Annotated in this window: 17 protein-coding genes; 12 read left to right on the forward strand and 5 right to left on the reverse strand. The window is 46.9% G+C overall.

What is annotated here, in order from left to right:
* Window positions 1-97: 97 nt before the first annotated feature.
* Window positions 98-2,128, reverse strand: coding sequence for a methionine--tRNA ligase (gene metG / locus EIP93_RS07455; RefSeq protein WP_095701876.1), 2,031 nt, complete (start codon window positions 2,126-2,128; stop codon window positions 98-100).
* A gap of 223 nt (window positions 2,129-2,351) precedes the next feature.
* On the opposite strand from metG, the gene apbC reads away from it, so the two are divergent.
* From apbC to dcuC, 5 genes are all read left to right on the forward strand, one after another.
* A complete protein-coding gene (gene apbC / locus EIP93_RS07460; RefSeq protein WP_039482652.1) occupies window positions 2,352-3,461 on the forward strand; it encodes an iron-sulfur cluster carrier protein ApbC in 1,110 nt (369 codons plus the stop codon).
* 303 nt (window positions 3,462-3,764) lie between these two features.
* The gene (udk, locus tag EIP93_RS07465) at window positions 3,765-4,406 is read left to right on the forward strand and encodes a uridine kinase (protein WP_010281304.1); all 642 of its coding nucleotides are present in this window, start codon (window positions 3,765-3,767) and stop codon (window positions 4,404-4,406) included.
* 106 nt (window positions 4,407-4,512) lie between these two features.
* The gene (gene dcd / locus EIP93_RS07470) at window positions 4,513-5,094 is read left to right on the forward strand and encodes a dCTP deaminase (RefSeq protein WP_125232490.1); all 582 of its coding nucleotides are present in this window, start codon (window positions 4,513-4,515) and stop codon (window positions 5,092-5,094) included.
* Between the two features lie 63 nt (window positions 5,095-5,157).
* Window positions 5,158-6,993: an outer membrane assembly protein AsmA gene (gene asmA, locus EIP93_RS07475; protein ID WP_103970724.1), complete on the forward strand. Its 1,836-nt coding sequence runs from the start codon at window positions 5,158-5,160 to the stop codon at window positions 6,991-6,993.
* A 387-nt stretch (window positions 6,994-7,380) separates the two neighbouring features.
* The gene (gene dcuC / locus EIP93_RS07480; protein WP_125232491.1) at window positions 7,381-8,733 is read left to right on the forward strand and encodes an anaerobic C4-dicarboxylate transporter DcuC; all 1,353 of its coding nucleotides are present in this window, start codon (window positions 7,381-7,383) and stop codon (window positions 8,731-8,733) included.
* Window positions 8,734-8,810: 77 nt separating this feature from the next.
* Here the strand turns inward: dcuC and mntA are convergent, their stop codons facing one another.
* From mntA to EIP93_RS07500, 4 genes are all read right to left on the reverse strand, one after another.
* Complete coding sequence (mntA, locus tag EIP93_RS07485; RefSeq protein ID WP_226312629.1) at window positions 8,811-9,227, reverse strand: type VII toxin-antitoxin system MntA family adenylyltransferase antitoxin; 417 nt, start codon at window positions 9,225-9,227, stop codon at window positions 8,811-8,813.
* Window positions 9,228-9,242: 15 nt separating this feature from the next.
* A complete protein-coding gene (locus EIP93_RS07490; RefSeq protein ID WP_125232493.1) occupies window positions 9,243-10,457 on the reverse strand; it encodes a type II toxin-antitoxin system HipA family toxin in 1,215 nt (404 codons plus the stop codon).
* Complete coding sequence (locus tag EIP93_RS07495; RefSeq protein WP_103970736.1) at window positions 10,454-10,711, reverse strand: helix-turn-helix domain-containing protein; 258 nt, start codon at window positions 10,709-10,711, stop codon at window positions 10,454-10,456. The genes EIP93_RS07490 and EIP93_RS07495 overlap by 4 nt, the downstream gene beginning before the upstream one ends.
* A 98-nt stretch (window positions 10,712-10,809) precedes the next feature.
* Window positions 10,810-12,396 carry a TerC family protein gene (locus tag EIP93_RS07500; protein WP_125232494.1) on the reverse strand — a complete coding sequence of 529 codons (1,587 nt, stop codon included), beginning with the start codon at window positions 12,394-12,396 and terminating at the stop codon, window positions 10,810-10,812.
* A gap of 726 nt (window positions 12,397-13,122) precedes the next feature.
* Between EIP93_RS07500 and wecA the strand changes: the two genes are divergently transcribed.
* From wecA to EIP93_RS07535, 7 genes are all read left to right on the forward strand, one after another.
* On the forward strand, window positions 13,123-14,220 hold the full coding sequence (wecA, locus tag EIP93_RS07505; protein ID WP_125232495.1) for a UDP-N-acetylglucosamine--undecaprenyl-phosphate N-acetylglucosaminephosphotransferase: 1,098 nt from the start codon (window positions 13,123-13,125) through the stop codon (window positions 14,218-14,220).
* A gap of 117 nt (window positions 14,221-14,337) precedes the next feature.
* On the forward strand, window positions 14,338-15,474 hold the full coding sequence (locus EIP93_RS07510; protein WP_125232496.1) for a polysaccharide export protein: 1,137 nt from the start codon (window positions 14,338-14,340) through the stop codon (window positions 15,472-15,474).
* An 8-nt stretch (window positions 15,475-15,482) separates the two neighbouring features.
* Entirely contained in the window at window positions 15,483-15,917 is a 435-nt protein-coding gene (locus EIP93_RS07515) for an arsenate reductase/protein-tyrosine-phosphatase family protein (protein ID WP_125232497.1), read from the forward strand.
* A gap of 15 nt (window positions 15,918-15,932) precedes the next feature.
* Window positions 15,933-18,104, forward strand: a complete 2,172-nt coding sequence (gene wzc / locus EIP93_RS07520) for a tyrosine-protein kinase Wzc (RefSeq protein ID WP_125232498.1) — start codon at window positions 15,933-15,935, stop codon at window positions 18,102-18,104.
* Window positions 18,105-18,442: 338 nt separating this feature from the next.
* Complete coding sequence (locus tag EIP93_RS23075; protein WP_125233322.1) at window positions 18,443-18,499, forward strand: IS1 family transposase; 57 nt, start codon at window positions 18,443-18,445, stop codon at window positions 18,497-18,499.
* 142 nt (window positions 18,500-18,641) lie between these two features.
* Window positions 18,642-19,661, forward strand: a complete 1,020-nt coding sequence (locus EIP93_RS07530; RefSeq protein ID WP_125232499.1) for a GNAT family N-acetyltransferase — start codon at window positions 18,642-18,644, stop codon at window positions 19,659-19,661.
* Window positions 19,648-20,202, forward strand: coding sequence for a hypothetical protein (locus EIP93_RS07535; RefSeq protein ID WP_125232500.1), 555 nt, complete (start codon window positions 19,648-19,650; stop codon window positions 20,200-20,202). Before EIP93_RS07530 ends, EIP93_RS07535 begins: the two co-directional genes overlap by 14 nt.
* The last annotated feature ends 8 nt before the right edge of the window (window positions 20,203-20,210 follow it).

Below are 20,210 nucleotides of genomic sequence, written 5' to 3' on the forward strand. Positions count from 1 at the left end.
ATGCGGAGCGACGAGTCAGTTGAAGGCGAATTCGCGGGGTTTTATGAGGGAATTGTTGCAAAAAAAAGCCGGATAAGAATCCGGCTTCATGTGGTGGTTATTTGACCTGCATACCCGGCTGAGCGCCGCTGTCTGGGCTCAGCAGGAAGATATCTTTCCCGCCGGGACCGGCTGCCATCACCATACCTTCTGATATGCCGAAGCGCATTTTACGCGGTGCCAGATTGGCGACCATCACGGTTAAACGGCCTTCCAGCTTAGCCGGATCGGGATAAGCTTCACGAATGCCGGAGAATACCTGACGGGTTTCGCCGCCCAGATCCAACGTCAGACGTAAGAGTTTGTCAGAACCGTCAACCAACTCAGCCTGCTTAATCAGTGCAATACGCATATCGACTTTGGCAAAATCGTCAAAGTTAATCGTGTCCTGCACTGGGTTGTCTGCCAGTGGGCCGGAGACGACTTTTTGCGCGGCGACCATATCTTCTTTAGACGCGTCAACCATCGCATTAACTTTATCCAGATCGATGCGGTTGAACAGCGCTTTGAATGGGCTAACCTGATGGCTCAGCAGCGGTGTAGCGATAGCATCCCAGCTGAGTTCTGTGTTCAAAAATGCTTCTGTCCGCTGGGATAGCGAAGGCAGAACCGGCTTCAGGTAGGTCATCAGTACGCGGAACAGGTTGATGCCCATTGAGCAAATGGCTTGCAGGTCTTCATCCCGACCTTCTGCTTTCGCCACAACCCACGGTGCCTGTTCGTCAACATAGCGGTTGGCGATATCTGCCAGCGCCATGATCTCACGAATGGCACGCCCGGATTCACGGCTGCTATAGGCTTCGGCAATGCTGGTGGCGGCATCGGTGAAGGTTTTGTACAGCTCGGCGTCGGCCAGCTTGTCCGCCAACTTGCCGTCAAAGCGCTTGTTGATGAAACCGGCATTACGTGATGCCAGATTCACGACTTTGTTAACGATATCAGCATTCACGCGCTGAACGAAATCTTCCAGATTGAGGTCGATGTCATCAATGCGAGAAGACAGTTTTGCCGCGTAGTAATAACGCAGGCAATCGGCATCCAAGTGTTGCAGGTACGTGCCTGCTTTGATGAAGGTGCCGCGTGATTTAGACATCTTGGCACCGTTGACCGTGACATAACCATGTACGAACAGGTTTGTCGGTTTACGGAAACCGCTGCCTTCCAGCATGGCAGGCCAGAACAGGCTGTGGAAATAAACGATGTCTTTACCGATGAAGTGGTACAAATCTGCGTCGGAGTCTTTCTTCCAGAAATCATCGAAATTCAGATCGCCACGCTTGTCGCACAGGTTCTTGAACGACCCCATGTAGCCGATTGGCGCGTCCAGCCAGACGTAAAAATATTTGCCCGGTGCATCGGGGATTTCAAAACCGAAATACGGCGCGTCGCGGGTAATGTCCCACTGTTGCAGACCAGAATCGAACCATTCCTGCATCTTGTTAGCGACTTGCTCCTGCAATGCGCCGGAGCGCGTCCAGGCTTGCAGCATCTCGCTGAACGCAGGCAGATCGAAGAAAAAGTGTTCTGTTTCACGCATCTCTGGCGTGGCGCCTGACACCACTGATTTTGGTTCGATCAGCTCTGTTGGGCTGTAGGTCGCGCCACAGACTTCGCAGTTATCGCCGTATTGATCGGCAGCCTTACATTTCGGACAAGTGCCTTTGACGAAGCGATCCGGCAGGAACATGCCTTTCTCAGGGTCGTACAGCTGAGAAATGGTGCGATTTTTAATGAAACCGTTCTCTTTCAGACGACCATAAATCAGGCCTGACAGCTCGCGGTTCTCTTCGCTATGCGTGGAGTGGTAGTTGTCATAGCTGATATTGAAACCGGCAAAGTCCTGCTGATGTTCCTGACTCATTGCCGCAATCATCTGTTCTGGCGCAATCCCCATCTGCTGTGCTTTCAGCATGATTGGCGTGCCGTGGGCGTCGTCCGCACAGATAAAGTGAACCTGGTTGCCGCGCATTCGCTGGTAACGAACCCAAATATCGGCCTGAACGTGTTCAAGCATATGACCGAGGTGGATTGAACCATTAGCGTAAGGCAGCGCGCACGTTACCAGGATTTTCTTTGCGACTTGAGTCATGAGGAACTTGCTTTCTTTTGTGAATAGAGGGAGATCGATGTTAACCGATAGCGCCTTGCTGCGTAAACCGCTGGCGTGAGTAAAAACGGCAGGAAACCACATGGCAGATTTTAATTTGCGTGGCGTTTCCACGTTTTTGACGCCGAAGGGCGTCAGACGGTTATGGCTCTGGTATGCTGTACACGGTCTCAACGGTCAAATATGAGAATTTCAAGGAGCCGGAATGAACGCGACAGTCCCCGAACAACGTCCTGAAGCACTGCGTGCGATGGTCACCGGGGTTTTATCTACTTTTCAGCACCCGACACTGAAAAATAACCTGACGACATTGAATGCGCTGCGCCATTGTGCGCTGCTGGACAACGTATTGCACATCGACCTGACGATGCCGTTTGTCTGGCTGAGCGGGTTGGCCGTATTAAAAGAAACGGTTAGCGATGAGCTATTACGCTTATCAGGCGCAAAGGCGGTCGAGTGGCGCTTAACGCACGATATCGCTACGCTGCGCCGGGTTAACGATCAGGCCGGTGTGAAGGGCGTGAAAAACATCATTGCCGTCAGTTCCGGGAAAGGCGGCGTCGGCAAATCCAGTACGGCGGTCAACATGGCGCTGGCATTGGCGGCTGAAGGTGCCAATGTGGGCATTCTGGATGCCGATATCTACGGTCCTTCCATTCCGACCATGCTGGGCTCGGCCAGTGAGCGCCCAACCTCGCCGGACGGCCAACATATGGCACCGATTATCGCGCACGGCCTGGCAACCAACTCGATTGGTTATCTGGTGACTGACGATAACGCTATGGTGTGGCGCGGGCCGATGGCCAGCAAGGCATTATTGCAGCTGTTGCAGGATACACTCTGGCCGGATTTGGACTATCTGGTATTAGATATGCCGCCGGGTACGGGTGATATTCAACTGACGCTGGCGCAGAGTATTCCTGTCACTGGTGCGGTCGTCGTGACGACGCCACAGGATATCGCGCTGATGGATGCCATGAAGGGCATTGCGATGTTTGAAAAAGTCAGCGTGCCGGTATTGGGCATCGTAGAGAATATGAGCGTACACATCTGTAGCAACTGTGGTCATCTGGAGCCGATCTTCGGCACGGGTGGGGCGCAGAAGCTGGCGGAAAAGTACCACTGTTCCCTGTTAGGTCAGCTTCCACTGCATATCTCCTTGCGTGAAGACCTTGACCGTGGTGAACCGACGGTAGTCAGCCAGCCGGACAGCGAATTTACCTCTCTGTACCGCGAACTGGCGGGGCAGGTTGCCGCCCAGCTCTACTGGCAGGGTGACACGATTCCCAGCGAAATTTCTTTCCGAGCGCTGTAGCCTGCTATATACCCTAAATAATTCGAGTTTCAGGAAGGCGGCAAGGTAAGGAATCCCGATGAGCTTACTCAGGTAAGTGATTCGGGTGAGTGAACGAAGCCAACGCACATGCAACTTGAAGTATTACGGGTATAAAAGCCGGGCTGCGTCCCAGCTTGATCCTCCGCCAGCATGCGATTTCCCTAGTGCGCAATACGCGGAAAGGGTGGCGTGAAGGGGGGTAACTCCCTATAATTGCCGCGTCAAAGCGCCCGTTGGCGCATTCCCCTCTCTTTTATTTATGTTAATCAGGTCGTTAATACCATGACTGATCAGTCTCACCAGTGCGTCATCATCGGGATCTCAGGAGCATCCGCTTCGGGTAAAAGTCTTATTTCCAGCACCTTGTATCGAGAATTGCGCGATCAGGTTGGTGATCAGCATATCGGGGTGATATCTGAGGACAGCTATTATAAAGATCAAAGCCACCTGACGATGGAAGAACGGGTAAAAACCAACTATGACCACCCGAGCTCGATGGATCATAGTCTGCTACTCAAGCATTTGCAGATGCTGAAAGCGGGTCAGGCGATCGAAGTCCCGCAGTACAGCTATGTCGAGCACACCCGCAAGCAGGAAACCGTGCATATCGAGCTGAAAAAGGTCATTATCCTGGAAGGTATCCTGCTGCTGACCGATGCGCGCCTGCGCAGCGAGATGAATTTCTCTATTTTTGTCGATACACCGCTGGATATTTGCCTGCTGCGCCGTATGCGTCGCGACGTTAATGAGCGCGGGCGTTCAATGGATTCCGTGATGGAACAGTATCAGAAGACCGTGCGCCCGATGTTCCTGCAATTTATTGAGCCCTCTAAGCAGTATGCCGACATTATTGTGCCGCGCGGCGGGAAAAACCGTATTGCGATTGATATTTTGAAAGCCAAGATAAGCCAGTTTTTTGAGTAGTCGATACCCTAAATAATCCGCGTTGCAGAGCTAACGCGGGGCAACGTGCAGCATGACGGGTAGATGGGGTTTATCTGATAGATACCGGCGTCGAATGGAGAATAAGATGAGACTGTGTGACCGTGACATTGAAGCCTGGCTGGATGATGGTCGACTGGTGATTACACCCCGTCCGCCGACTGAGAGGATCAGTGGCGCGACCGTTGATGTTCGTTTGGGAAATCAGTTTCGCGTCTTCCGCGGACACACTGCGGCCTTCATTGACTTAAGTGGCCCGAAAGATGAAGTCAGCGCGGCGTTGGATCGCGTCATGAGTGATGAAATCAATTTGCCGGAAGGCGAGGCATTTTTCCTGCACCCGGGAGAATTAGCGCTGGCAGTGACGCTGGAGTCAGTCACGCTACCGGATAATTTGGTTGGCTGGCTGGATGGCCGTTCTTCGCTAGCGCGTCTAGGATTGATGGTTCACGTCACCGCACACCGCATCGATCCAGGTTGGCAAGGAAGAATTGTGCTGGAGTTCTATAATTCAGGTAAGTTGCCGTTGGCGTTACGCCCCGGCATGATGATTGGCGCTCTGAGTTTTGAACCGCTTTCCGGGTCGGCTGCTCGTCCTTACAACCGCCGTCAGGATGCCAAATATAAAGATCAACAGGGTGCGGTAGCGAGCCGGATCGATAAAGACTAAGCGTCTGGCGACAGGCCTGTAAGGTAAAAAGCAGGTGGCCGTGCGTTTCGCAATGAGGATGGCATGAGAAGATTTCTGACGACGCTGGCAATTCTGCTTGTGGTGGTTGTGGCAGGAATGACGGCCTTGGTCGTCCTGGTTAATCCCAATGACTTCCGCGCCTACATGGTGAAGCAGGTTGAGGAACGCAGCGGCTATCGCCTTCAGTTGGATGGCGATCTACGCTGGCATGTGTGGCCGCAGTTGAGCATATTATCTGGTGGAATGTCGTTAAGCGCACCGGGATCCAGTGCGCCGATTGTCAGCGCTGAGAATATGCGTCTTGATGTACAACTGTGGCCGCTGCTGTCTCACAAGCTGGCGGTTAAACAGGTGATGCTGAAAGGTGCCATTATTCGCCTGACGCCGGAAAGTGAAGCCAAACAGGCCAACAATGCGCCCATCGCACCGACGGGATCGCAGGCCCCATCTGAAGAACGGCACTGGCGACTGGATATTGATAAGATAAAAGTCGCCGATAGCCTGTTGATTCTGCAACGCAGCAATAATGAACAGATTAATGTGCGCGATATTAATCTTGCGATGGAGCAGAACGGCGACCGTCAGGTCAACATCGAATTATCAAGCCGCATCAATCGCGATCAGCGCGATATTGCTTTCTCTCTTGCTGCAGATGTCGATTTGCTGCATTTCCCACAGCAGGTCAATGCCAATATTACCAAACTGGATTACCAGCTTCAGGGGGCAGGAATACCGGCAAATGGTATCAGTGGAACGGGGAGTGTCCAGGCAAGTTATCAACAGCAGCCTGAAAAAATCACGTTTAGCCAGCTTTCACTCAATACCAATAACAGCCAACTGTCGGGTGCCGGTAGTGTCACGCTGGGGGATATCCCCCATTACGAATTGGATCTGTTATCTGAGAAGCTGGATTTGGATTCCCTACTGGGGATCGCGTCGGTAAAAGAGAACAATGCCGCTGTTGTGCCAGCTAAATCATCAGCCCCTGTGATTTCAAATGAAAGCGGGTTAGCCAAGCCAGAAGACAGCTTACAGACATTCACAGCGCGTCTGTCGCTACAAGCCGCGACGCTGATCTACCGTGGGCTTGATGTCCGCCAATTTATGCTACGGGCAGACAATCAGCCAGGGCTGCTGGATGTGGCGACCTTGAGTGGTGAACTGGGTGGGGGACATTTCTCATTGCCCGGTAAAGTTGTGACGAAGTCATCAACCAACATCACATTACGACCAGACCTCAAGGATGTTGAGTTATCTCAGTTGATGTCCGCATTTGCGCTGCCAGCCGAGACGGTCAGTGGAAAATTGTCGATGGCAGGACAGTTCAGCGGCAATAGCTTTGCGCTACCTGCGTTGCTCCAGCAGTGGCAGGGAACGGCGACGCTGCAAGCCAATAATGTCCGCGTGCAGGGTTTGAATATCCAGCAAATGGTGCAGATGGCCGTGGCGCGTAGCAACGGAAACGTGCGAGGACAAGAGCGCTACGAGCGTTACACTGAGCTGCAACAGCTGACCGGGAAAGTACAACTGAATGCGGGTAAGTTACGTCTTACCGATCTCACTGGCCGCTCAGAACTGCTGTCGCTAAATGGTGTTGGACAATTCGATTTGCCAGCCCAGACGTGTGACGTCAATTTGAATGTCTCTATCACGCAAGGGTGGCAGGGAGATGAGCAACTGGTCAGCGTATTGAAAAACACGGCAATCCCGTTACGCGTCTATGGTGAGTGGGATAAATTGAATTACCAATTACAGGTAGATCAGCTGCTGCGTAAACGCCTGCAGGACGAGCTGAAGAAACGCCTGAATGACTGGGCCAGCCAAAATCAGCAAAGTCAGAAGGGTAAGGACCTGAAGCAACTCCTCGATCGTCTTTAATTTTCTAAATACGCCGTTTTAGGCCCTAAATAATTCGAGTTTCAGGAAGGCGGCAAGGTAAGGAATCCCGATGAGCTTACTCAGGTAAGTGATTCGGGTGAGTGAACGCAGCCAACGCACATGCAACTTGAAGTATAACGGGTATAGCTGGTTTGCCGATTCCTGTCAGCAAACCGGCAGCTTCTCGCCAACGTTTTCCTTCTGTTTGTCATCCTCCTCCAGACTGGCTATGTGCTCGGTGTCTCTTTTTTAACGCCGAATGTTAATATTTTTCTCTTTTTTTATTTTCTAAAGCAGTAAACTTCGCTCCCTGTTTTCGGTGCGGTGCTATTCCGCTGCCGAGAAATGTCTGTCAGATAATTTATTACTCAGGTATCGAAACCCACTATGCTCGAACTTTTGATTGGTATTGCTGTAACGATTCTGGTTGGTCGTTACATTATAAAAGGGTACTCCGCGACTGGCGTGTTGCTGGTAGGAGGCCTCTTACTTTTGGCAATCAGTGCCATGCTGGGGAAAAACGTATTACCAGCCAGCGCGAAGGCGACAGGCTGGAGCGCAACGGATATTGTTGAATACGTAAAAATTTTGCTGATGAGCCGCGGTGGCGATCTCGGCATGATGATTATGGTGCTGTGTGGCTTTGCGGCTTATATGACGCACATCGGTGCCAATGATGTCGTCGTGAAGCTGGTTTCTCGCCCGCTGAAAATGATTAATTCGCCTTACTTACTGATGATCGCGGCCTATTTTGTCGCCTGTCTGATGTCGTTGGCGGTGTCATCGGCCACGGGGCTCGGTGTGCTGTTGATGGCAACGCTGTTCCCCGTCATGGTGAATGTTGGTATTAGTCGCGGTGCCGCTGCTGCAATCTGCGCCTCCCCTGTAGCGTTGATCCTGTCGCCGACGTCTGGCGACGTAGTGCTTGCTGCACAGGCATCGCAGATGAAGTTAGTGGATTTTGCCTTTAAAGCCACGCTGCCTATTTCTATCATGGCGATCGTGTGCATGGCCGTCGCGCATTTCTTCTGGCAGCGCTATCTGGATAACAAAGCGAATGTCAGCCATGAGATCCTGGACGTCAGCGAGATCACGACGGATGCCCCGCGTTTTTATGCCATTCTGCCGTTTACGCCGATCATGGGTGTGCTGGTATTTGATGGCAAATGGGGGCCGGAACTCCACATTATTACCGTACTGGTTATCTGTATGGTGCTGGCCGCAGTACTGGAATTTGTCCGTTCGTTCAGTGCACAAAAAGTGTTTGATGGGCTGGATGTGGCTTACCGTGGGATGGCCGATGCCTTCTCTAGCGTCGTCATCCTGTTGGTTGCTGCAGGTGTCTTTGCCCAGGGTCTTGGCACTATTGGCTTTATCAGCGGCCTGATTGGTCTTGCGCAGTCATTCGGCAGCGGCGGGTTGGTGATTATGCTGGTACTGGTCGCGATCACGATGTTGGCTGCGATGACAACAGGCTCGGGCAATGCGCCGTTCTATGCGTTTGTTGAGCTGATTCCAAAACTTGCCTCACAAATGGGCATCAACCCTGCCTATCTGGCGATTCCGATGCTTCAGGCTTCCAACTTGGGCCGTACCATTTCTCCGGTATCCGGCGTCGTGGTTGCCGTTGCCGGGATGGCGAAAATCTCGCCGTTTGAGGTGGTGAAGCGCACATCGGTTCCGGTTCTGGTTGGGCTGATTGTGGTGGTGGTTGCTACCGAAATTATGGTACCTGCCTGATAGCAGAAATTAGGTAAACAGCAGCACTTTTAGTCTATGTGGCCTAAAGGTGCTGCTTTTGTTGATCAAGATATCTGTCATGCTTTTAGATCCTGATTAAAGCTACGAATGATATCCGCACGCTCTTTTTGCAGATGCTGGTACATCGAAAGTGTTGTCATTTCAAATTCCCCCGCTGCTGTTTCCGCATCATAAAGCAGCTTGCCGTTACGAACGATCTCCATTTTTAATACCGTTGAAGCCTGCAATAAATCGATAAGATCGACGTCATGACCCACTTCCTTTGCTAATTGATTAGATAGCTCCCAGCGTTCAACGGGATCCAGTGCTCTTGTAGCCATGATGGCGATATCAATGTCGCTGTCTGCTCTGGCATTGCCTGTAGCCTGGGAACCAAAGAGATAAATAATTTTGATGTCGGGCATCTGTTTTTTCAGTGTCAAAACGATCTTATCATTCATATTGGCGATGTTTACCTTTTGATAAGATGTCATGATTGTGTCGTAGAGCTACTCAAATTTCAATTTCCTGTCATGGCGGTAGGGTTTATTAGCATATTGGGTGGTCATGACCGTCGAGACGGATTGTGCAATAGACGCTTTCAAACCCTCAAACAGAGAAATTTCAGGTGACTGCCCAATATATTCCAGAATTCCGTCAGCCGTTGATTCAATCATTTCCTTTGCGCCACGAATCTTGAAGTGCTGAGATTCAGCTAATGACAATAGATGGTTTTTGTCTGGAAAAACTTTACTGTTGGCTAATTTTAAAGCCATTTTGTTGTCTATTGAATCATAGATGAGGGTATGCGTGACGTCATAAATGGGTGATACAAAAATATTTTTCATGTCCTGGGTATATTGCAGCGCAAAGTTTTTTAAGTGAGCATCCCCGTTCCCAATCAAGCAGTTAAATACGATGTATTGATACATTTTCTCCACCTCAGAAAGACTGTCGGTATAGAGCAACGTGGCTTTTAGTAACGTTTCATAACTACCAGTATATTTGGCATCAGGGGTATTTGGTTTTTTCAATAACGTCGTAAAATCTTCATAGCCGAGAGCGGTGCCATTCTGTCTGTCAAAACGCTCGATAACAAAGGTTTCAAGATTTTCTGATAAATAAACCTGGGGAGCATTCAATCTGCAATACTTTGCTGCCTCCATGCAGACGAACTCGTTAACGGTCAAAAGTGGAAATTCATCATCGAACGACTTAACGATCAAATCTTTTTGTGCAAGGGTTCGGTCTGTCTTTGAAATGCTGACTTTGGGTTGCACTCCAGCCAGAGAGTTGCGCAGATAATATTTTTCCAACAATTGAGGAAACAAGGGCTCGGCACCTTGATAAGTCAATATATCTGACAGGCTGATTGACTCAGCGTCTGGGAACGTAAACTCACCTGCGTAATTTAGCATTCCAATCCCACGATCACCTTGTAAAGCAAGAAGGTACATATCGTTAACGTTGGCATAGCGTGCCAGTTTTTCAGAAATGTAGCGGCGATTAAAGCCTTCGGGTAAATTTTGAGAAAATATGGGATGCAATGCGCCAGATGAGTAACCATCCATACCATTTCCTGTCATGGTTAGTGATACATTAAGTTCATCTTGTATGGGTTGATAATAATGAACAGAACCCTGGGTTAATATTCCTGCTTTGTCTGCATTGGTAAAAACAGTCAGACGATCAACTTTTCTTGGCAGAGATGATAGAACCATCATTTGTCCTCAGAGAATAAATCGTCAATTTCGTCCCATCTGGGCAAGGTATGTTGTTTTGGTGCTACGGTAAGTTGAAGCCCGACAGAGTCAAGGTAGCGCTCTAGTATGTCGAGGGAACCGGTAAAACGACCATTTTCTATCTTTGATAGCGTGGTTTTGAAAATACCCGTTGCATCGGCCATCTGTTGCTGAGTTTTTCTCATCTCTTTCCGCGTATCGGCTATTTTTTTACCTATCGCGAGTCTATTGCCCATTACTCTACCCATAATGTTGCCTATATAGGAAACATTATAGGGTATAAAATGAAAGTTGCCTATATAGGCAATAATTGAAGATAAGGCTATGCCTAACATCACACTTCAAAATCAGTCTGTGGCTCGTTGTTCGGTGTGATGCGGACTTCTACGATACGATGACTTTCCACTGCCAGAATAGTGAACTGATAGCCATCGATTGATAGTGTATCGCCCACCTGTGGAACCCGCTGCGCGTGCTCCATCAACAGCCCCGCCAACGTGTAGTATTCGCGCTTTTCATCCAGTGTCAGCGGAACATACATCGTTAAGTCTTCCAGTGGAATATAGCCATTTACGATCCAACTGCCGTCGTCATTCTGTTGGATACTGTGGCGTGCATCGCGATCTTCTCCTTCACGCGGCAGGTTGCCCGCAATGGTTTCCATCACGTCGCTTAATGTCACTATCCCTTCCATCGAGCCGAATTCATCAACGACAAACGCAAAGTGCGTTCGCGCTTCTCTAAACTGTTCCAAAGCCTGTAAAAGTGAAAGCTGTTCAGGAAAGACCAGCGGCTGACGAATCAGAATACGTGGGTTAAAGGGTTCGCGGTTTAGCTGCTGCTGGAGTAAATCAGCAACATGTACGATACCCAACGGTTCGTCGGAGGTATTGCTGTCGGTCACCACCAGTCGGGAATGCTGGTTGGTCGTTAACAGTTTAGCGAGCGCATCCTGTGTAATATCCAGTTCAACTGAGTCGATGTCATGTCGAGACGTCATAATGCTGCTGATGGTTCGCTGCGCCAGCCCCAATACCCGCTTTATCATTCGGCGTTCCTGAATATTGAAGACTTCCTGACCTGCCCGAGTGTTGTCTGCAATCATTGATGAGGTTTGATTGTCCAGCTCAGCTTCTTCATGGTTACCGCGCAAAATACGCAAAACCACTTCCGCGGTACGCTGGCGCAGTGGGACCGAGGAAGAAAGAAAGCGCCGGCGGTTAAACATGGAAACCTGATTCAACATCTCAATCATCACCGAGAAACCTATCGCGGCGTAGAGGTAGCCTTTAGGGATGTGATAACCAAAGGCGTCTGCGACCAGACTGAAACCAATCATCAGCAGGAAGCTGAGACACAGGATAACGATGGTCGGGTGTTCAGCGACAAAACGGGTCAGCGGCTTGCTGGCCAGCAACATCAGGAAAATAGCAATGGTCACGGCGGACATCATGACCAGCAGATGATCGGTCATGCCGACGGCGGTAATCACCGAATCCAGTGAGAATATGGCATCCAGTACCACGATCTGTGCCACTACCGGCCAGAAACGCGCGCCTTTACGTTGAGCGTGTTGCTCCTCATCCTTCCCTTCGAGGCGCTCGTTTAGCTCCATGGTGGCTTTAAAGAGTAGGAATAGCCCGCCAATTAGCATGATGACATCGCGAGCGCTGAAGGTGTGCCCAAGGAATGTGAAGAGGGGGGTTGTCAACGACACTAGCCACGAAATGGACGCCAGCAGACCCAGGCGCATAATCAGGGCAAGTAACAGACCGACGACTCTGGCTTTATCGCGTTGTTCTTTTGGTAGTTTCTCAGCCAGAATGGCAATGAAGATAAGATTATCAATGCCCAGAACCAGTTCCAGGACAACCAGCGTGGTCAACCCGGCCCATATCGTTGGATCAGCGATCCACTCCATATCTCTTTTTTCACCTTTAAATGAACATAACCCCGATAGCGTATCAGGGCAGGCACAGATGAACCAGAATTTGCAGGGATATTCTTTAGTATGCGGTGTCGTGTGCAGGAATCATGACGTATTTTTGTACATTTTTTATATGCAGCATGTCAGATTAAGGTCAACCCATGTTAAAAAAATCCCATTGTTGCACTTAAGCAAAATTTTATGCTGTATAACGGAGATACAAGCCGTAACATTTGATCATGCTATGTATCCAAGCATAGAATAACGCGCCGCTGCTAATCCCCACATAATCATGTGGTTTACATATCTAGCAGCCATTTTTATGACCGAAACAGGCTGAGCTTGTTCCTTTAGTCGGTTTTTTATACTTATGGAGGTTTCACCACAATGGATGTTCATAGTCTTATTCCTAAAAATCCCGCCCTAAACATCTTGTTCTTGTGCTCTCGCTTGAGTGGTCAATACTATGTTAGCTCTTTGGGTTGAGTCAGATCCCTCACATCGAGGATATAGTTTACCTAATGTATCTGTTGTCATAAGGGTATCCGGTTGACGGTATACTCTGTTGGTACAATAAAATCATAATAAATACGTAACTTAACGCTTTACAATTTAAACCACAGGACAGGGGCCGTACTTTGATAGTGCGTTGGTAGCTACAAGCCAAGGGCGGTAGCGTGCCTGATGCATAAACATACAACGGTAATGATGGTGTAAAAAATGCAAGAATTCATAGTGATCTTTCTAAGCGCTTTTGTCGCACTTTTCTTAGCAAGAAAAGCGGCAATCCGCGTTGGTTTAGTCGATAAACCGAATGTACGTAAAAAGCACCAGGGGCATATTCCCCTTGTTGGCGGGGTATCCATCTACCTTGCGCTATGGGTTTTGTATGTATTGCAACCAGATTGGCTGCCTGATTTCTCTCTGTATATGATTTGTGCCACTGCGCTTCTGGTGGTCGGAGTGCTGGATGATCGTTTTGATCTTCCCGTATTACCTCGTGTGGGATTACAAGCCGCTGTAGCTGGATTAATGATGTATGCAGGATTGTATCTGGAGACATTAGGACGCGTTCTCTTCGGGTATGAACTTTTCCTCGGTATCTTTGGTTACACGGTGACATTATTCGCGGTATGGGGAGCTATCAATGCTTTCAATATGGTTGACGGCATTGATGGCTTACTGGGAGCGCTATCCTGCGTGACGTTTGGTGCGCTTGCTATTGTGTTTTACTTTGGCGGTCATCATGAGTTAGCGCTCTGGAGTGCGTGTCTGTTGGCCGCCACGTTGCCTTATATCCTCCTCAATTTAGGCATATTGTGGGGGCGGAAATTCAAGGTATTCATGGGGGATGCAGGCAGTACGCTGATCGGCTTTACGGTGATATGGTTATTGATGCTTGCGACGCAGGGGGAAAATGCAGTTATTCATCCGGTCACTGCGCTCTGGCTTATCGCAGTTCCGCTCATGGATATGGTAACCATTATGGTTCGCCGTATTCGACGTGGTGATAGCCCGTTTAAACCCGATCGAGAACATTTGCACCATATTTTAATGCGTGCAGGCCTGACGCCACATCAGGCACTGGTCGTTATTCTGCTTGCGGCGATGCTGTTTTCCGCTATAGGTATTTTAGGCGAGCGCATTGGCATCGCTGAGTCTATTATGTTTAGTGTATTCCTCATGGCCTTCTGCGGTTATTTCTGGATGATCAGTCGGATATGGCGTGTGTTGACATGGTTTCGTAGAACAACCCGAGATCCGCACGCTGGTGTAACGAGCGTCGATAAAAATGGTACCACGCCGTTAAAACGGTGAATTGCTAGTGTTTTATACCGTAGACCATGGGTTAATCTAATAATTTATTCTCTATAATGATGGGCTGTTTTGTAGGGATTTGCGCAATATTCAATCAAGAGCGATGGCATAGACAGGATGATAAAGCACAAACGAAAATTGATGCCCTTGATGGTATCGGTAGCGCTACTTAGCGGTTGTACCCTGGTTCCTGGTTCCCACCTTTCTACTAGCGGTAAAAATGTAGTCGAGCAGCAAGATGCGGATTTCAATATTGATAAGCTCGTCAATGTTTACCCGATGACGCCTTATTTGGTAGAGAAAATGCGCCCTAAGCCACTGATCGCGCAGACTAACCCTGCCTTGGAGAAAGAATTACAGGGTTATGAATATCGCATCGGTATTGGTGATGTCATCATGGTGACGGTGTGGGATCACCCTGAATTGACAACCCCAGCAGGGACGTACCGTACCGCAGCCGATACCGGTAACTGGGTACATTCCGACGGTACGATTTTCTACCCTTATATCGGCAAAGTCAGTGTGGCAGGTAAAACAGTCACTGAAGTTCGCGATCAGATCATGGGCCGTTTGGCGCAGTACATTGAATCACCGCAAGTCGATGTCAGCATTGCAGCCTTCCGTTCACAGAAAGCCTACGTAACAGGTGAAGTCGCGACATCAGGGCAACAGCCCATTACCAATGTGCCATTGACCGTGCTAGACGCAATCAACAGAGCGGGTGGTCTCACTGAAAATGCCGACTGGCGTAATATCGTATTAACCCACAATGGGCAAGAACAACGCCTCTCTCTTCAGGCGCTGATGCAAAACGGCGACCTTTCACAAAACCATCTGCTTTACCCCGGTGATATCCTCTACATTCCCCGTAATGATGATCTTAAAGTCTTTGTTATGGGCGAAGTCAAAAAGCAAAGTACCCTCAAAATGGACCGCAGTGGCATGACGCTGACGGAAGCATTGGGGAATGCCGAAGGGATGGATCAAACCTTTTCTGATGCGACGGGGATCTTTGTGATTCGCTCGTTACGCGGCACACAAGGCCCGAAACTGGCAGACATCTACCAGCTTAATGCCAAAGATGCCACGGCAATGGTGATGGGCACTGAGTTTCAGTTACAGCCGTATGACATCGTGTATGTCACCACCGCGCCGATTGTTCGCTGGAACCGCGTTATTGGCCAGCTGGTACCGACCATTTCCGGTTTTAATGAGTTGACCGAGGGCTCGCTGCGAGTTCGTACTTGGCCGTAGAGATAACTATGTTTGATTCAATTTTGGTGGTGTGTGTGGGCAATATTTGCCGTTCCCCCACAGGGGAACGGTTGTTGAAACAGGCTTTGCCGACGAAAAAAATTGCCTCTGCTGGGTTAGGCGCCCTGGTAGGGAAGCCCGCAGATGCAATGGCAACCGAGGTGGCAAGTCATCATGATCTTTCTCTTGAAGGGCACGAAGCGCAGCAATTAACCTCTGTGCTATGCCGCCAGTACGATCTGATTTTGGTAATGGAGAAAGGTCACATTGATGGAGTAAGCCGCATTGCGCCAGAAGTGCGGGGTAAAACCATGCTATTCGGGCACTGGCTGAACCAGCAGGAAATTGCCGATCCTTATCGTAAAAGCCGCGAAGCATTTGAATTCGTTTACTCACAACTTGAGCAGTCTGCGCAAAAATGGGTGCAGACGTTAAATCGTTAATCGTCAGAGAATCCGATGACAGAGAAAACTTCAGTAAAAGTATCTGAAACCAATTCAGATGAGATCGATTTAGGGCGTTTATTAGGGACATTGCTGGATAATCGCTGGTTGATTATTGGTGTGACGGCGGTGTTCACCGTGTTAGGCATTATGTATGCCATGTTAGCCACACCGGTTTATAAAGCCGATGCGTTGATTCAGGTAGAGCAAAGCTCTGGCAATTCGCTATTAAATGATATTTCCAGCATGTTGCCGGATGCCAAGCCGCAATCGGCCGCGGAAATTGAACTGATTAAATCCCGCATGGTGATTGGTAAAACGGTGACCGATCTGACGCTGGATATCAGCGTTCAGCAAAAATATTTCCCGCTAGTGGGTAAAGGTATTGCGCGATTGGCGGGTAATGAACCCGGAAAAATAGCCGTATCCCGTCTTGATGTACCAGCATCCTGGCAGGATGAAACTCTGTCGCTGGAGGTGTTACCTAACCAGCAATATGCCGTGGAAGCGGGTGACGCTGTGAAATTTACTGGCAGCGTAGGCCAGTTAGAGAGTCATGACGGTATTACTTTATTGATCAGTGATATTGCTGCTGAACCGGGCACCATTTTTCGTATTCAAAAACTGAATCAATTAACGGCGATCAATGATCTGCTGGATAATTTTAGCGTAGCGGATAAGGGCAAAGACACGGGGGTATTGGCACTGAGCCTGGAAGGGGAAGATCCAGCGCTGACTACTAAGGTATTAAGCAGTATTAGCCAAAATTATCTGCAGCAGAACGTAGAGCGTAAATCCGAAGAAGCAGGCAAGAGTTTAGAGTTTTTAAAAGAACAGTTGCCGAACGTTCGTAGTTCACTGAATGAGGCCGAAAACAAGCTTAACCAATTTCGTCAGCAGAATGAGTCTGTCGATCTTTCCTTAGAAGCTAAGGCGGTACTGGATACCACGGTAGCGGTTGAAGCACAGCTGAATGAACTGACATTCAAAGAAGCGGAAATTTCGAAACTGTATACACGCGAACACCCCGCTTACCGTGCCTTAATGGAAAAGCGCAAAACGTTGGAACAGGAACGCGATAAGCTCAATAAGCGTGTAGGGGCAATGCCTAAAACTCAGCAGGAGATTTTACGCTTAACGAGGGATGTGCAGGCAGGGCAGGAAGTGTATATGCAGTTGCTGAACAAACAGCAGGAACTTAGCATTAACAAGGCCAGCACGGTGGGAAATGTGCGCATCGTGGATAACGCCGTAATACAGCCTAAGCCGGTGAAACCGAAAAAGGCACTGATTGTTTTGCTGGCAATGATTCTGGGCGGCATGGCAGCAACGGCTTTTGTCATACTGAAAACGCTGTTACATAAAGGCATCGAAAGTCCAGAACAGTTGGAAGAATTAGGTATCAACGTCTACGCCAGCGTGCCACTTTCTGAATGGCAACAGAAGAAAGACCGAGCCTTACTGGGTAAGAAGAGTAAGAAAGGCAATACGCGAGCTGCGGATTTGCTAGCAGTAGGCAACCCGGCAGATCTGGCGATTGAAGCGATTAGAAGCCTACGTACCAGCCTGCATTTCGCCATGATGGAAGCGAAGAACAATGTGCTGATGATTTCCGGTGCTAGCCCCGCAATCGGTAAAACATTTGTAAGTGCCAACCTTGGTGCGGTCATTGCGCAATCAGGGCAGCGTGTACTGATCGTGGACTGCGATATGCGTAAAGGTTATGCACATGAGCTGATGGGCACTCATGGCACTGATGGTCTGTCCGATATTTTATCCAGCCAGTGTGAAGCAACAAAAAGCGTGCGTAAGACTGCAGTGGAGAATATGGACTTTATTCCCCGTGGACAGGTACCGCCGAACCCTTCTGAACTATTAATGCACAGCCGCTTTGCCGAGTTCATCAAATGGGCTGGTGAGCATTATGACTTGGTGTTGTTGGATACGCCTCCAATCTTGGCTGTCACTGATGCTGCGGTTATTAGTCGTCATGCAGGGACTTCGTTGCTAGTGGCGCGTTTTGAGATGAATACGGTAAAAGAAATTGAAGTGAGCATTCGTCGCTTTGAACAAAATGGTACTGAAATTAAAGGTGTGATCCTTAACGCCATTGTTAAGCGTGCGGCGAGTTATTATGGGTATGGTAATTATCATTATTATACTTATGATTATAAACCTGAAAAATAACATCATGTTTATTATACAATTCTATTCTATCTGGATAGTTGTATTATCCCATCAACAATAATTCAAGGGCGGTGATAGCGTTAGTGTGTATTTACCAGAATCTAAATCAGCCTGGTACTTGCTGAGTTACTACCGCCCTATAAGTTAAGGAAACCAATAAGTATACTTTTGGTACTGACTTGAGATCTTTTTGCTTATAAAAAATGTGTTAGAGGGTAGCTATCTGATGTTTGTAAATGGTTTTCATATAAAATAAAACTATGAAAATTATTCTAGGAAATGGTGATGCATTCAATTAGTTGATTGTGATATATAATGCGCGCTTTTAAGGTTTTCTCATGTCCAGCATTAATGTTCATTGTCCCAGTTGTCAGTCTGCTAACATAGAAAAATAAATTTGATATTATACAAACTAATCTAATTTAACTAGCTAAAAACTTTTCATAAATAATGTAAGTTCGTTGGCCGATGAAAATAAGTATATTAATGTCTATAGGCATATTGAATGTTTTATTTGAATACTAGAAAGAGAGAGAAATGAAAGTAGTTAGAACTACAGATATCAACCGGATCTATAAAAATTCATTCCATGATCTAAAGTCTATAAATATATTCCAATCAGTTAGTTGGATGGAAGCAAACAAAATAAATAATGATACTAATAGTAAATTTTATCTTGTTATTGAAGATAAGAATAAAGTGATTGGTATTTTTGGATTTAATATATATTCTAAATTTTTTTTGGGTTTAAAGATAAAAATATTGTCTTTTATTCAAAATAATTTATCTGATTATAGTGGAGGGATTTATTCTTCAGAATGTAAAGCATTTAAAATCGCCAAAGAATTATATGGAGAGTTGCTGAAGCCTGAGTATGACTGGGATCTGATCGATTTAGATAATATATCGCAAGATTGCTGTGTTAATATTGAATTAGTTAGTCTTCTAAAAAACAATAATCAATATAAAACTTTTTTAACTCATCGTTCAGAATGTCCACTTCTATACCTAGACAAAATGGAGAATGATGTAGATAAACGACAATTAAAAGATGTAAATAGAAGAAAAAAAAGATTAGAAGAGGATTTTCAGGTTCAATATGGGCTAGGGCAAACTATTTCTGAAAAAGAACTGTTCGAGTTACTGGATCTAAAAAATGAAGTATATCCTAATCATGAGTTAATGACCCATGGTAATAGGGAAATTATTCTCTCAATACTAAAAAGTGGTATCGATTATGATTATTCATTTATAAAAATTGAAGGCGAAATTGTCGCTGCCCACTTCGGTTTTTATGATGAAAGCACATTTTATTATTATATTCCTGTATATAGAAAAAAGTATTCAGATAAAGGTGTTGGTTCTATATTAATGAGTGAGTTGATAAGTTTTTATCGTGGAAAGGGGAAAACTAAATTTGATTTTTTAAGAGGTAGTGAGCTATACAAAAAAAATTGGACATCGACTACTAGATATACATTAAGATTCATATGTGCAAAAAATTATAAATCTCAATTATACTTAAGGTTATTCCAAATAAAAAATGCGTTATATTAATATGCTAATAAAAAAATTATTTTCATTTTTTTTCATTAAAAGAACGTTGGAATTTTATAGTTTTAACAAAATTCTTGAAGAAAAAATAAACCCTCCTAGGGGCTATTTTTTTGATAAGTTAAATATAGATCGCTTAGATGAGGTTAAATCAAGCAATTTTAAGTTTTCTTTTTTGAAAGATGAGTTACAGAAAGGTAGTAAAGCTATAGTTATAAAAGATAAAAATAATGAAATTATATCTTTTGTTTTTATAAAACCCTGTGGTGATTTTTTTATTTCTGAATTAAATGCAAATATAAAAATAGAAAAATCTTTATATATATATGGAGCGAATACCTGCGATAAACACCGAAGAAAAGGATTGTATAAATTATTATTAAAAAAAATCCTGACAGAAAATAATGATAAAAAAATAATATCGGTGGAATCCACTAATTATATATCTAAAAAGACTATTGAATCAGTAGGGTTTAAGTTTCATTTTAATATAACAAGTAAAACTTTTTTTTCTTTATTTTCGGTAATGAAGGTCGGTGTTTAATTGAATAC

This window comes from Pectobacterium versatile (genome assembly GCF_003932035.1).
GTDB lineage: Bacteria > Pseudomonadota > Gammaproteobacteria > Enterobacterales > Enterobacteriaceae > Pectobacterium > Pectobacterium versatile.

What these genes read in the sequence shown, in the direction of transcription:
- metG (WP_095701876.1), bottom strand. Translation starts at nt 2,128, where the DNA reads ATGACTCAAGTCGCAAAGAAAATCCTGGTAACGTGCGCGCTGCCTTAC.
- apbC (WP_039482652.1), top strand. Translation starts at nt 2,352, where the DNA reads ATGAACGCGACAGTCCCCGAACAACGTCCTGAAGCACTGCGTGCGATG.
- udk (WP_010281304.1), top strand. Translation starts at nt 3,765, where the DNA reads ATGACTGATCAGTCTCACCAGTGCGTCATCATCGGGATCTCAGGAGCA.
- dcd (WP_125232490.1), top strand. Translation starts at nt 4,513, where the DNA reads ATGAGACTGTGTGACCGTGACATTGAAGCCTGGCTGGATGATGGTCGA.
- asmA (WP_103970724.1), top strand. Translation starts at nt 5,158, where the DNA reads ATGAGAAGATTTCTGACGACGCTGGCAATTCTGCTTGTGGTGGTTGTG.
- dcuC (WP_125232491.1), top strand. Translation starts at nt 7,381, where the DNA reads ATGCTCGAACTTTTGATTGGTATTGCTGTAACGATTCTGGTTGGTCGT.
- mntA (WP_226312629.1), bottom strand. Translation starts at nt 9,227, where the DNA reads ATGACATCTTATCAAAAGGTAAACATCGCCAATATGAATGATAAGATC.
- EIP93_RS07490 (WP_125232493.1), bottom strand. Translation starts at nt 10,457, where the DNA reads ATGATGGTTCTATCATCTCTGCCAAGAAAAGTTGATCGTCTGACTGTT.
- EIP93_RS07495 (WP_103970736.1), bottom strand. Translation starts at nt 10,711, where the DNA reads ATGGGCAATAGACTCGCGATAGGTAAAAAAATAGCCGATACGCGGAAA.
- EIP93_RS07500 (WP_125232494.1), bottom strand. Translation starts at nt 12,396, where the DNA reads ATGGAGTGGATCGCTGATCCAACGATATGGGCCGGGTTGACCACGCTG.
- wecA (WP_125232495.1), top strand. Translation starts at nt 13,123, where the DNA reads ATGCAAGAATTCATAGTGATCTTTCTAAGCGCTTTTGTCGCACTTTTC.
- EIP93_RS07510 (WP_125232496.1), top strand. Translation starts at nt 14,338, where the DNA reads ATGATAAAGCACAAACGAAAATTGATGCCCTTGATGGTATCGGTAGCG.
- EIP93_RS07515 (WP_125232497.1), top strand. Translation starts at nt 15,483, where the DNA reads ATGTTTGATTCAATTTTGGTGGTGTGTGTGGGCAATATTTGCCGTTCC.
- wzc (WP_125232498.1), top strand. Translation starts at nt 15,933, where the DNA reads ATGACAGAGAAAACTTCAGTAAAAGTATCTGAAACCAATTCAGATGAG.
- EIP93_RS07530 (WP_125232499.1), top strand. Translation starts at nt 18,642, where the DNA reads ATGAAAGTAGTTAGAACTACAGATATCAACCGGATCTATAAAAATTCA.
- EIP93_RS07535 (WP_125232500.1), top strand. Translation starts at nt 19,648, where the DNA reads ATGCGTTATATTAATATGCTAATAAAAAAATTATTTTCATTTTTTTTC.